At 40.8% G+C, this 13,769-nt stretch carries 12 protein-coding genes; 3 read left to right on the forward strand and 9 right to left on the reverse strand.

Annotated elements, in window-relative coordinates; genetic code table 11:
- Window positions 1-42: 42 nt before the first annotated feature.
- Entirely contained in the window at window positions 43-1,374 is a 1,332-nt protein-coding gene (gene creD / locus FLL46_RS20750) for a cell envelope integrity protein CreD (RefSeq protein WP_142933262.1), read from the reverse strand.
- A 217-nt stretch (window positions 1,375-1,591) separates the two neighbouring features.
- Between creD and FLL46_RS20755 the strand changes: the two genes are divergently transcribed.
- Window positions 1,592-2,635, forward strand: coding sequence for an RDD family protein (locus tag FLL46_RS20755; protein ID WP_142933264.1), 1,044 nt, complete (start codon window positions 1,592-1,594; stop codon window positions 2,633-2,635).
- 83 nt (window positions 2,636-2,718) lie between these two features.
- Here the strand turns inward: FLL46_RS20755 and FLL46_RS20760 are convergent, their stop codons facing one another.
- The 3 genes from FLL46_RS20760 to FLL46_RS20770 form a co-directional block, all read right to left on the reverse strand.
- Window positions 2,719-3,096, reverse strand: a complete 378-nt coding sequence (locus tag FLL46_RS20760; protein WP_168204267.1) for a response regulator — start codon at window positions 3,094-3,096, stop codon at window positions 2,719-2,721.
- A 177-nt stretch (window positions 3,097-3,273) separates the two neighbouring features.
- Window positions 3,274-4,233 carry a 4-hydroxybenzoate octaprenyltransferase gene (gene ubiA / locus FLL46_RS20765; protein WP_246119364.1) on the reverse strand — a complete coding sequence of 320 codons (960 nt, stop codon included), beginning with the start codon at window positions 4,231-4,233 and terminating at the stop codon, window positions 3,274-3,276.
- Window positions 4,223-4,927: a chorismate--pyruvate lyase family protein gene (locus tag FLL46_RS20770; protein ID WP_168204268.1), complete on the reverse strand. Its 705-nt coding sequence runs from the start codon at window positions 4,925-4,927 to the stop codon at window positions 4,223-4,225. Before FLL46_RS20770 ends, ubiA begins: the two co-directional genes overlap by 11 nt.
- A gap of 278 nt (window positions 4,928-5,205) precedes the next feature.
- Here FLL46_RS20770 and FLL46_RS20775 point away from each other — a divergent pair, with 278 nt between their 5' ends.
- Window positions 5,206-5,370, forward strand: a complete 165-nt coding sequence (locus FLL46_RS20775) for a rubredoxin (protein WP_142933270.1) — start codon at window positions 5,206-5,208, stop codon at window positions 5,368-5,370.
- Window positions 5,371-5,701: 331 nt separating this feature from the next.
- Window positions 5,702-6,079, forward strand: a complete 378-nt coding sequence (locus FLL46_RS20780; RefSeq protein ID WP_168204269.1) for a flagellar basal body-associated FliL family protein — start codon at window positions 5,702-5,704, stop codon at window positions 6,077-6,079.
- A gap of 96 nt (window positions 6,080-6,175) precedes the next feature.
- Here FLL46_RS20780 and tdh read toward each other — a convergent pair whose 3' ends face one another.
- From tdh to FLL46_RS20805, 5 genes are all read right to left on the reverse strand, one after another.
- Window positions 6,176-7,198, reverse strand: coding sequence for an L-threonine 3-dehydrogenase (gene tdh / locus FLL46_RS20785; protein WP_142933274.1), 1,023 nt, complete (start codon window positions 7,196-7,198; stop codon window positions 6,176-6,178).
- A 55-nt stretch (window positions 7,199-7,253) separates the two neighbouring features.
- Window positions 7,254-8,447, reverse strand: coding sequence for a glycine C-acetyltransferase (locus FLL46_RS20790; RefSeq protein WP_142933275.1), 1,194 nt, complete (start codon window positions 8,445-8,447; stop codon window positions 7,254-7,256).
- A gap of 147 nt (window positions 8,448-8,594) precedes the next feature.
- Window positions 8,595-8,978: a YccF domain-containing protein gene (locus FLL46_RS20795; protein WP_142933277.1), complete on the reverse strand. Its 384-nt coding sequence runs from the start codon at window positions 8,976-8,978 to the stop codon at window positions 8,595-8,597.
- 178 nt (window positions 8,979-9,156) lie between these two features.
- Window positions 9,157-10,398, reverse strand: coding sequence for a hypothetical protein (locus FLL46_RS20800; protein WP_142933279.1), 1,242 nt, complete (start codon window positions 10,396-10,398; stop codon window positions 9,157-9,159).
- 655 nt (window positions 10,399-11,053) lie between these two features.
- Window positions 11,054-13,769: EAL domain-containing protein (locus FLL46_RS20805; protein WP_142933281.1), on the reverse strand; the 2,716-nt coding region annotated here is incomplete at its 5' end.

The following is a 13,769-nucleotide window of genomic DNA, read 5'->3' on the forward strand; positions in this document are numbered from 1 at the left end:
CTATTTACAGCGCTCTATATTAACTCAGCTATAGTTATCACCTTAGGTAACTTTTAATACTTGATACCAGTCCAACTTTCGTGTCACATGCATCACCGCCGCTAACAAGAAAAATAGCAACAAGCTGCCTGATAATAGTGCGTGATCTTCGGAACGAATAATAAAAAATAATATCAGGTATAAACCATTGAGAATTGCCATTAGCGAAACTCCCTGACGCCATGATTGACTTTGATGTGTTACATAAAAAGCAATCAACCCCGAACAAGCCAGACAAGATATCCAATAAGCTAGAGCAAACACCATATGTTCAGACAACGCAATCAACAACAAAAAGAAAATTGCTAACGCGGTCCCAGTTAAAAAATAAGAAATGGGGTGAATGGAAATTTTTTGGGAAATTATTTCATACAAAGCAAATATACAAAAAGTTGCCAGTATTACTAACAAACCATACTTGACTGAGCGCAAACTCTGTAGATAAATATCAACCGATTGAATATGTCTTACGCCATACGCGCTACTGTGTAGTGAGTTACAATTATTCTGGTAACAACTTTGCAATGCAGAATCAATATTGGTAGAGAAAACGCCCGTTTCCCATTTTGCCGAGTAACCAGTTGCTGAAACTTGGCGTGATACCGGTAAAAAAGCGCCATCGAAATTAGGATGGGGCCAGTCAGACTTTACGTTTACACTATTGACGCGTCCAGCGGTCAAAAACGACAATTGTTCCATTCCGTTAAGCTTAATGCTGCTATCAAAAGAAAGTGTCTTAGATTGCAATTTATCCAACGGAATAACGGCATTAAAACCGCTGTCGTAAAATGGTAATTGCGTCCCCGGCTCAACCTGTAGCTTTTTACCTGAAAGCATCATTTCTGGTACCCCGATTAAGCCTCGACTATCTTTAACGCCAATACTCATAAATGAAGCCTGTTGTAACCTGACCGTGTCTCGCTTTTTTAACTGGTGAAATTTCGTGAGCTGATAATCGGCTTGTACCTTTAAACTTGCAGTATAAACTGGCACTTTGTAAATCCCTCTTGCGAGAGTTTGATTATCAAGCTTCGATTCAACAATCAACTTATCAGGTGTAATGTACAATCTTCGATTAACCCATTGATACCGCCTTTTTTTGCTTTCAGACTGACTATTCAGTTGATCGATTTCAACCTTTTCCTGGTAAGGGATCACCAGTAAGCTCGCCAAAATCTCTTGTTCGCCAGTCCAGCTTTGCCTCACTGACTGTTTTGCAATGTCTCGTTGGATCGTTCTGTCTTCTATTTGTAATTCAATCATTGAAAGTGGTATCTGTAGCCCGACAATAATAATGAACAACCAGATATACTTATTCGAGAATAATGTCTTCATTTTTCCGCTCCTAAAATCGAAGCCTTTTAATCTAAATGATAGATGAGTTATAAAAGAAAACAGAATGTGGCAAACTTGTGGTGAATAATGGCATTTTAATTTCACTTCTTTTCTGCACTGCGCTTTAAATAGTATAGGTGTCCGAAAAACGCTTAACACTTGACAGAGATGCCGTTAAAGCCTAGTTTTTTACCAGGACCAGATAATCGATACAAATATGAACTCGATCAACTCAGCTAATTTACCTTGCCCATCCTGTAAAACACCGAACCAGATGAATGCACGGTTCTGTCTAAACTGCGGCTCAGCACTGAACGCCCAACCTCAGGAAACACCTTATGAACCGCCGGCAACACAAAAAACAGCCCCCCCTATGGCCGGCGAATTTCTTTACGCCGGATTCTGGAAGCGTTTTTTCGCGTACATTCTTGATGCGATCATTTATGGCTTTATTATTTTCGTCTTGCTGATTTTTGTTTTCGGTATGAATGTTACTATCCCTGAAAATTTAGAATTCGCCCTGATGATCAACGCGCTCTACTATTTAGGTTGGTGGATGTACTTTTCACTCTGTGAAAGTTCTTCAGCTCAGGCAACTTTCGGAAAACGAATGCTCGGCATCAAGGTAACCGATCTTAATGGCCACGGACTTAGTTTTGGTCATGCAGCCGGCAGACAGCTATCGGGTGTGATTTCGAGTTTCACTTTTACTATTGGCTATCTGATGGCGGCATTTAGTCGTCGAAAACAGGCGCTCCACGACATGGTTGCAGGAACTGTTGTTGTTAATAGTAATTTTGGCCCCAATCAAATTACTCTGGTCAACGATTCGCCGCCACCAGGCATGTCAATCGGTGCTATTTTTGGCGTCGTGGTATTAGTATTGGCCATTCCGGTAGGCGGTATTATTGCAGCCGTCGCAATCCCGGCTTATCACATGTACAACGTCAAGGCGCAAGTTGTTGACGCATACCAACACGCCTCAACAACGAAAGAAGCAATCGTTGAATATGCAGTGGAAACGGGCTATTGGCCGGCTAATTTCGAACAGGCAAAAATTTCAAGTTCAAAGATGAAAGGTGAGTACTATTTTATTCAACTTGAAGCCAATGGCGTTTTGTCGATTACTTTTAATAACCCAGAACCAGTCACAGGTAATCAGTTAATTTTGACACCTGATATTACTACTGGCGGTAAATATGAATGGGAATGTGAAAGTGAAAATATGAGCCAGCTTTATTTACCATCGGACTGCCAATAGAAATATCATCAGACATCAGCCTGTTTAAAAGAGATGAGATAAAATAGCTCATTAAATGGAAAGCGAAAGGATGGTTAAATCAGTTAATCGGCAGCATCAACATCAATCCACTGCTCGATGATTTGCTTCATATTTTCCAATTGAACGGGCTTATTTAAAATATCATTCATACCTGCGTCGATACAATCACCGTTGACACCGCAAACAACATTTGCCGTCAGCGCAATGATTGGTATTTTTTGATTGGGGCCTTGCTGGTGACGAATTTTTCGAGTGGCTTCAAATCCATCCATAACAGGCATCTGACAATCCATAAAAACCAATGCATAGGGATTGCCGGTTGCAAGCTCAAATGCTTGACGACCGTTCTCGGCGATATCGACTTCATAACCAAGCTTCTTCAAAAATAGCGAAGCAACTTTCTGGTTTGCAAAATCATCTTCTGCTACAAGTATTTTCATCGACATCAAGAAAACCTTCTCATGGATTACTGAACTTATTCAATCTCTATAAACTTTTTTGGGAATGATTTCTTGTTATTTAATTATATCGATTCTAATCGACTGTCAGTAAAACGAATTAAAATTACTTACCATTCAATATTTTTTCAACGTAGTTTATTATTTTTGGTAACGTCTTTAAAAAGACTTAGACAACAGAATACCACAAAAAATACAGGCGCCGACCCAATTATTATTTAAAAACGCGATAAAACATTTTTCTCTTTCACGTTTTTTACAAATATATAACTGCCATGCGATAAAACCAGCAGCGCCGATAACACTCAAATAATACCAGAAGTTAAGTTCAAACTTGGCACCGACCAAAATCATTCCGAACAGAAAAAAGCCCTGAATAATTGCGATAATCTGTAAGTCAGCTTCTCCAAATAATATCGCAGTCGATTTAATGCCAACTTTCAAATCATCCTTCTTATCAACCATTCCATAAAGCGTATCATAAGCTAATACCCACAATAAATTAGCCACATAGAGTAACCACGCGCTTTGTGTCACTTCGTTGTTAGTAGCCGCAAAAGCCATTGGAATCGACATGGAAAAAGCTGCACCTAAAACCACTTGTGGAAAATAGGTGATTCGTTTCATGAAAGGGTAAATAGTCGCGATTACAATGGCAATTATCGAAAGAAAAATTGAGTAAGCATTCAGTAGTAATACCAGGCTAAACGCAAATAAAGATAATACTGTAAATAAAATCAGTGCTTCTTTTTCTGACACAAGTCCGGTCGCTAACGGGCGCGTTTTAGTTCGCTCAACTTTGCCATCAAAATTTCGATCAGCATAGTCATTGATGACGCAACCGGCTGAACGCGTCAAAAAGACACCCACAGAAAAAATCACAATTAAAGATAAGCTGGGAACACCATCACTGGCTAACCAGAGAGCCCACAAGGTTGGCCACAACAACAATAAAGTCCCAATGGGTCTGTCCACCCGCATCAGCAAACTATATTGAATGAAACGTTTTTGCCAATATGGTGACGGTTTAAGCTTCGCAAGCACTTGCCAAAAGTCTCTCAACATATCGGCAAAAGTACCCCAAAAGGTAATTTTGGGTGGTTGCTTGTTAGGCTGCATAATCAGGGCCTGTGCGGTTTCGATGGAGAGTATTTTGAGTTGATGAACTATTTTTTGAAAGGGTATTTTCCGAGGCGTTATTTATCACCGTTTTATTTTCTAGTCCGTCGCGTTTTGCCTGCTCGCTATCAGCGGAGGCGACATTCATAGAACGAGATATTAAATCGATTTTATCCTTCTTAAAATCACAGTGTTGCTGATTGTCACCAGAGTAGATAGGACAATCCGGCAAAAATAACTCGGTAACCATTAAAGGACCGGAAGAAAAACGAAAAATAGAACATCGTTGCCAAAGCGGAAAATGAGTAACAATCCCCATTTCAGCCACAGTTTGAGGTATCTGTGTTGTTAGCTGTACTTCCAGGCTCGTTCTGGCGGCACCGTTTCGACCAAATAAAATTTTCCCGATTGGCGCGTGGTTCAGAAAAGCAATTCTGCGAGCAGGCCCTGCCAAGGTTTGCATAGGAACAATAGTGCGGGCGAACAACCAGTTTTGCTCTCCCTTTCCCATTTTAATCTCTCTGACCAGCGCCCATTCGCGAGGCCGAATGTCAAGCATCTGTCGCTCTTTCCATGACGCGAGCTGGCGCCCCTGGTTGAGCCGGGTTAAGCGGGGGGTTACCCCCATCACTTGCTTAAACCGATCAGTAAGGCTACCTCGGTCTGACAATAATTCGAAAATTTCTGGATTCAAATGCGCTGCTGAACAATAAGTAAATTGCTTGAGATTATACCAAATAGCGACTCGATAATGACATTTTTTCACTACTAGTGGCGTTAATTACTCCAGACAAATTTATATTTTAACGGCGAACCAAAGTAGCTGATTTACGCCAGTTCTGAAAAACCGCCACCATTTTGGCGCATTTCCACTCCAAATTCGTCAAAAAAATGACTTTCTTGCAGTTTGGTTAAAAAATCTTTATAAATGCGCCTTGGTTTATTTTTACCCTTCGAATATTGAGCGATTTTATGAAAAAGTGGGAATGTATTGTTTGTGGCTGGATTTACGACGAAGAAAAAGGCTGGCCGGAAGATGGCATCCAACCTGGGACTCGCTGGGAAGATGTGCCAGAAGACTGGCTGTGCCCGGATTGCGGTGTAGGCAAGGAAGATTTTGAGATGGTTGAGATTTAACTCGACCATCAGAATTAACAACTACTCACAAAACAAGCCGTCAACCCCGCCTTTACTGTAATAATCCCTTACTGTAATAACCTTTTGCTACAGTAGGATATTTATTCAACTTTACTGGAGTTTTGCTCACCTTTCATTCAACCAGTTTCAAAAAACTCTGTCAGTTGATGACTGTGCTATATTAGTTAAGTACCACCGATAAATTGGGATGGACAATTCTAAGTGGCCCCCAAATATTGGCAGATTGAATATTTTAAACTGACGACATTTTATTAACATTATGATAAGAAAACTGAGATCACTGATTTTACTATGCTCTCTGCTGTTTTCAATGACAGCAAAATCCGCCGAAGAAACCGCCACCGAAGAGCCGGAAGAAAACAAACTTCCCCTCATGTATTATCAAATAGCCCCAAACATTTTGACTTTTTATCAATCAACTGGAAGAAAAATTGGATACATTGTTGTTCAGGTTCAGATAGTGGTGCGTGGTCAAGACGATTTTGATCTGATCGACCTTCACCTGCCTTTAATGCAAGATGCCTTGATTGATTTTTTTAACCGACAGGATAAGAAAACGATTGAGGATCTCACCCAGAGAGAAAGTTTACGGCAACAAGCGACACAGCGAATAGCGGAAGTTATTCAAGATGAAGTTGGCCGGAATATTGTAGAAAACGTGTTATTTACACAATACGTTTTCCAGTAGTTAATATATCCGGCTGATGTTGGCTGGCGCGCCAATTTTTGGCTCACTATGATTATCGACTGCTAACGACAATATTTTCTCTGGATAAATCCAAATCTACCATTCTAAAATGACCTTACCAGACTGACCCGACCGCATAATATCAAAGCCTTTCTGAAATTCGTCAACTTTAAACTGGTGCGTAATAATGGGTGAGATATCAAGCCCTGACTGAAGTAACGAGACCATTTTGTACCAGGTTTCGAACATCTCACGACCGTAGATTCCTTTGATGTGTAGGCCTTTAAAAATTACCTGGTTCCAGTCAACAGCCATATCCGATGGGGGAATGCCCAGCATGGCTATTTTACCGCCATTGTTCATCACTTTGAGCATCGATTTGACAGCCGAAGGCACGCCAGACATTTCCAGGCCAACGTCAAAACCTTCGGTCATTCCAAGTTCAGACATGACTTGTTCTAAGTCTTCATCAACCACATTAACCGCTTTGGTTGCACCCAATTGTTTAGCCAGATCCAACCGATATTCATTCACATCTGTAATGACAACATGACGGGCCCCAACATGACGGCAAACGGCTGCCGCCATAATGCCGATTGGACCGGCACCAGTGATCAAAACATCTTCGCCAACCAGGTCAAAAGAAAGTGCAGTGTGAACAGCGTTCCCAAAAGGATCAAAAATTGACGCCATATCATCGGAAATGTCATCGGGCAATTTAAAAGCATTAACCGCCGGAATAGACAAGTATTCGGCGAACGCTCCGGGGCGATCTACACCAACGCCATAGGTGTTACGACATAAATGGCGACGGCCGGCACGGCAATTACGACAATAGCCACAAGTAATATGACCTTCTCCGGAAACCCTGTCACCAATGTTAAATCCCTGTACTTCCTGGCCGACTTCTTCAATGACGCCAACAAACTCATGACCAACAGTCATGGGTACCGGAATCGTATTTTGAGACCACTCGTCCCAATTATAGATATGGACATCGGTTCCACAAATAGCTGTTTTTTTAATTTTGATTAGCACATCATTGTGACCAACCTGAGGCCGTTCGGCCTGCTCCATCCAGATACCTTCTTTTGGGTAACTTTTTGCTAATGTTTTCATTGAAAAATTCTCTTAATACTAAGTAACTGCCGCCATTGACGACAGTGCAATTCAATTAAATAACGCCTAATTTTTTACCAACTTTTTCGAAAGCGTCTACAGCCTTGTCGATATGCTCAAAGTTATGTGCTGCGGACATTTGCGTGCGAATTCTCGCCTGACCTTTAGGTACAACAGGGAATGAGAAACCGACAACATAGATCCCTTCGGCGAGCATTTCATCAGCGAATTTTTTGGCTAATCCGGCATCACCTAACATCACAGGAATAATCGGGTGTTCACCAGGTAGCAAATCAAAGCCAAGAGCTGTCATTTTTTCTCTAAAATAATTCGCATTGGCAACCAATTTGGCTCGCAGCTCATTGCCACTTTCTAGCAAATCAAGAACTTTGATTGATGCAGCAGCGATCACAGGTGCAAGTGTATTGGAGAATAAATAAGGACGTGAGCGCTGACGTAACCACTCAACAATTTCTTTCTTACCGGAAGTATATCCACCGGAAGCACCGCCTAGTGCTTTTCCTAATGTTCCAGTTATGATGTCGACCCGATCCATTACACCACAGTGTTCATGAGTACCGCGGCCGTTTTCGCCGATGAAACCAACCGCATGAGAATCATCCACCATTACCATCGCATCGTATTTATCAGCGAGATCACAAATAGCCTCAAGATTGGCCAGGTAACCGTCCATTGAGAAAACGCCATCAGTGGCAATCAATTTGTATCTTGCCCCGGCTTCGTTAGCTGCAATTAACTGTTTTTCCAGATCAGCCATGTCGTTGTTTGCGTAACGGAATCGCTTCGCTTTGGACAAGCGAACGCCATCGATAATAGAAGCGTGGTTAAGCGAGTCAGAGATAATGGCATCTTCATTCGCCAGAATAGTTTCGAATAAACCACCATTGGCATCAAAACAAGATGAATAGAGAATAGTGTCTTCCATTCCCAGGAACTGGCTGATGCGGCTTTCTAGTTGCTTGTGAACTGCCTGAGTTCCGCAGATAAAACGTACGGAAGCAAGACCATATCCCCATTGCTCAAGGGCTTTTTGACCGGCTTCAATGAGCGCTTCGCTATTCGCTAACCCAAGATAATTGTTGGCGCAAAAGTTAATTACATCTTCGCCGCTGGTCACATGAATATCAGCCTGTTGCTGAGAATCAATTACCCTTTCATCTTTGTACAAGCCAGCTTCGTGCAATTCGTTAATTTGATCTTGCAAGTGCAGTAAAAACGGTTTACTCATGGAATTTGCTCTTTAATAAGTTTGAGAATTGGATAATGGTCAGATTAATTAGAGAGCAATTCTACAGCATTAGAAGGGAAGAAAGCCAACACGATGAATAAAGGTAAAACCACCGGTTGGCTTAACAATTAACAAGGGCTTTGTGGACTAATAATCAACGATATGACGCCCAAAAGGTGTAAAGCCTAATTTCATTAGCTTGAAGTGCTGAATACCGAATGGAATACCGATAATCGATAAACAAAGTAAAATTCCCCAAATCAAATGATTGAACACAACCCAGAGGCCACCAAAAATCAACCAGATTATATTGAGTATGATATTCAATCCGCTAGTTGGGTAGCTTTCCGGAAAACGACTTGTCACTTCTGAGCCGAATGGAAATAAGGCGAGAATGGCCAATTTAAAACACTGGATACCCCAAGGAATTCCAACAACAGTCATACAAAGAACAATTCCTCCAAAAAAGTAGCCACAAAAAACAAAGAAGCCACCCAATATAATCCATAGAATATTAAAAATAATCGACATTTGTTCCCCTCAGGTTGATGCGAATAGACGCGCTAATTTAAACCTATACAAGAAACAAGCCAGAAAATAAGCTCTTTAAATTCAATGAGATAGTAGATACTGTAAACTGAGGGAGTGTTGAAAAGTGAAGGTTATTGCTAAAAAGTGGTTAACTTTGCGAAGTGGAAATAGATCGGTTTTATGCTGCGATTGATTTTGGGTCGTTTCCGTTGCCTAGGCGAGCGATTTTGGCGGTCGGATCGTTTCCGTTTCCTAGGCGAGCGATTTTGGCAGCTGGATCGTTACCTTTTCCTAGACGGGCTATTTTGGCAGCTGGATCGTTACCTTTTCCTAGACGGGCTATTTTGGCAGCTGGATCGTTACCTTTTCCTAGGCGAGCTATTTTGGCAGCTGGATCGTTTCCATTACCCAGGCGAGCGATTTTGGCGGCTGGATCGTTTCCATTGCCTAGACGAGCTATTTTGGCGGCTGGATCGTTTCCATTGCCTAGACGAGCTATTTTGGCGGCTGGATCGTTTCCATTGCCTAGACGAGCTATTTTGGCGGCTGGATCGTTACCTTTGCCTAAGCGAGCAGCTTTTTCAAATTCACTATTTTGTTGATCTAAACCATAGTTTTTAACAATATCCAAAATTTCACTAACGAAGGCTATCAATTGCGGGTCAACGCCGCTATTTCTCGCTATCAACTGCTGTGGGTCAACGCCGCTATTTCGTGCTATCAACTGCTGCGGGTCAACGCCGCTATTTCGTGCTATCAACTGCTGCGGGTCAACGCCGTTATTTCGTGCTATCAACTGCTGCGGGTCAACGCCGCTATTTCGTGCTATCAACTGCTGCGGGTCAACGCCGTTATTTCGTGCTATCAACTGCTGCGGGTCAACGCCGTTATTTCTCGCTATCAACTGCTGCGGGTCAACACCGTTGTTTCGTGCTATCAACTGCTGCGGGTCAACGCCATTATTTCTCGCTATCAACTGCTGCGGGTCAACACCGTTGTTTCGTGCTATCAACTGCTGCGGGTCAACGCCATTATTTCTCGCTATCAACTGCTGCGGGTCAACGCCGTTATTTCGTGCTATCAACTGCTGTGGGTCAACGCCGTTATTTCTCGCTATCAACTGCTGCGGGTCAACACCGTTATTTCTCGCTATCAACTGCTGCGGGTCAACACCGTTATTTCTCGCTATCAACTGCTGTGGGTCAACGCCGTTATTTCTCGCTATCAACTGCTGCGGGTCAACACCGTTATTTCTCGCTATCAACTGCTGTGGGTCAACACCGTTATTTCGTGCCATTTGACGAGAACCTAATCCAAGCTGTTGGGTTAATTTTCTTTGGCTATTCCAATTAACAACCTCCAATCGCCCACCATCCAACACTTCGTTTAAAACACTCAACTGACGCGGACTAAAACTCAAATATACTCCTATAGTTGAGCTTTTATAAATTTTCGATTTCTTTTCTAGATCTAAATGGTTCGTCATCACCATTGAATCATTTTCAGTTAAATTCAATCCGTTTAATCCCTGTGAATTTGTAATTCCTTTTGCAACAACAGAAAAAAAGATACTCATAACAAATAAAATTACTAAGGATTTAGACATGTATTACCTACCTTCAAAATAAATATTAATTAAACAACACTAATAAACTAATTCAGTTTCATTACTAAGAGATTTCTTGCGAACAAAGTTGAGATAAAGTTCGCGTTTTTGAAATCTGATTATCGCAATCTATTATTTTTTGTGTTTACGAATTATTGATTAAAAATCATCATGTAACCACTTCTAGAAGCAACCCGAGACAGATACCAGAACAACACTCGCATTAAATCCGATTGTATTTAAACAATAAAAATTTAGGATTACTTAGATCTAGCGTATATATGCAAAATCTCGGCCAGCGAACAATGATACTCATTAATAATGCGAGCATACACACACTTGCGACTCGAGTTTTCATACTCACAACGGTTCGATAAACGTACAAGTTGTGTAATATATATTGATGAGAATTTAAATGTTGCGACGCACAACCAATAAATAGAGGATACTTATCTCTTACGTTTAATAATCATGCTAGAGGAGTGACATTAGAAATTAGTTTTCCAATATATTCTTCCTTATGCCAAGTTTTCCGAAAGAGTTCGGGCATTAAATTAGCTTTTACTGGGCGACTAAAATAGAATCCTTGTACTATATAAGCTCGGTTTTTCCATAAGTATTCACATTGTAACTTTGACTCTACGCCTTCAATAACGACATTCATTTCCATTGTCTTAGCGATATCTATTATCGCTTTTACGACTTTCGCGTCTTGGTGATCTAACTCAATATTATCGACGAAGCTCTTATCAACCTTTAAAGTATCAAAAGGCAAAGCTTTTAATTGTGCTAACGAAGAGTAACCAGTGCCAAAATCATCAAGAGCTAAACTCATTCCTAATTCTCTCAGCACAGTCATTTGTGATTTAGTTTCTTCCATATCTTGCATACATGCACTTTCCGTAATTTCAAGTTCTATGTACTTTGCATCTAAGTTCTCTTCTTGTAGTAAACGAGAAATTTCGGAGGCAAGATTACGATTCCAGAATTGGTGTGCAGACAAATTAATAGAGGTCCTCCCTCTCATAACATTTTCATCCACCCACTTTTTTGTCTGCTTAATAGCTTGCTTTAATATTTGAGCTCCCAGAGGAATTATTAAACCAGTTTCTTCAGCAAGCGGAATAAACTCAGCCGGACTAATAAATCCTAGCTCTTTGTGCGTCCACCGGGCTAACGCTTCGACACCGTCAACTCGCCCACTATTTAAATCGACTTTAGGCTGGTAAAATAACTCTATCGTTTCATCATCAATGGATTTTCTCAGCGCATTTTCAAGTATCAGACGTTTCCTGGCTCTTTCGTTAAATTCCACAGAATAAAACCTGTAAGAATTTTCAACTGATTTTTTTGCTTCATACATCGCAGTGTCTGCATTGCGAATTAAACGCTCTGCAATAATTGCATCATCGGGAGCTAATGTTACTCCTACAGAAAAGTTCAGTTTTAACTTTTGCCCTCGAACAAATATAGGTTGGTTTAATTCTTTCAGTAATAGTTCAGAGAACGCAGCAATTGAAGTTGAAGTCCGAACATTTTCCATAACGATGACAAATTCATCGCCGCCAATTCTCGCAACAGTATCTCCTTCTTTGTTACAGTTAACTAGCCGAGAGGCGACCTGGCGGATCAGAATATCTCCAACACTGTGGCCTAAAGAATCGTTAATACGTTTGAAGTTGTCTACGTCAATTAGAAATAATGCGAACCTGCCTTGATCCCGCTTAGTTTTTTCTATCGTTTGATTCAGTCGATCATATAGACAAGCCCTGTTTGGTAAGCCAGTTAAGGAGTCATAATTCGCTAACTTTCTAAATTCTTCCTCTGTTCTTTTGTGGAAAGTGATGTCGGAGAAAACACCAACATAGTACCTGATATTTCCCTTCTCATCATGTAACGTGTCAATGCTTAGCTTTTGTGGGAAAGGATCGTTATTCTTCCTTTCAGACCAAGCCTCACCTTGCCAATTACCTTTCTCATCAATGCTCATTCTAATACGTTGTAATAAATTTTCTGGTTGCTCCTGAATTTCAGGAAACCAAAGAACTTCATTTCTTTTTTCGCTAAGTGAAAAACCTGTAATTCTTTCATACGCAGGATTACACTCAACCAAACGCCACTCATGATCTCTAATCCATACACCGTCTGACGTGCTTTTAAATGCCTGCCCTAGCATCTCGAATTGTGCATCCCTCTCTCGAATATTTGTGATGTCTCGTTGAGTACCCGACATTCTAAGCGCCGAACCATCATTATTAAACGCTACAACCTTGCCTCTATCTTGAATCCACCGCCATCCTCTTTTAGCATCAACTATTCGATAGCAAGTATCAAAATGTTTAGTATTTCCAGCGATATGATTAGTTAATTTTTCTCTCACAAACTCTAAATCATCAGGATGAATATAACTTGCTAGCTCATTAAGACTTTTAGACATTTTACTACAGTCAATTTGTATTTTTCTAAATTCGTCTGAGCGTGAAACTTCCCCAGAGTTGATATTCCAATCCCAAAACTCGTAACCGCTTCCCCATAAACTCAACTTCAAGCGCTCTTCATTTTCTTTAATTGCCTGCTGTACCTTTTTTTCTTTTTGTTGTTTTTTCCAATAAAAGAGTGACACTAAAGCCAACATTAAAATTACAAAAATGCTATACATACTTTTTGCTAGGGGCGTCGCCCACCAAGCAGGCGCAATAAAGACTTCTATATTTGTTACTTTCCCGTTCCAACTACCGCGAATATCCCTTACTTGAAGTTCAAATTTATAAGTACCGCTGTTTATGTTGGTATAGGTAGCTTGTCGAACTGACGGTACAGCTGTAATCCATTTATCATCGAGTCCCAAAAGTCGATACCTGAATTCTATTTCACTTGGTTTAACATATTGAGGGCTAGTAAACTCAAAAGAAAATGGGGTTTGATCGTATCCTAGTTCCACTTTACTAGTTGCGAGCATTGACTTTTCTAGAATTCCACCTTCTTCAATGCTAATCTTTTTGTTTGCAACATTTAATCCTACAACTCTAGGCGGTCTAACAAACAACGATTTTTCTATGATATTAGGGTAAAACCGATCGAGTCCATTTGTCCCGCCAAAGTATAGATAACCATTCGACGACAGAATTCCAGGTCTATTAAACTCATCACTTTGTAAACCATCCCAAGATGTAAAATGCGTTATC

It is taken from the genome of Aliikangiella coralliicola, assembly GCF_007004725.1.
Taxonomy (GTDB): domain Bacteria; phylum Pseudomonadota; class Gammaproteobacteria; order Enterobacterales; family Kangiellaceae; genus Aliikangiella; species Aliikangiella coralliicola.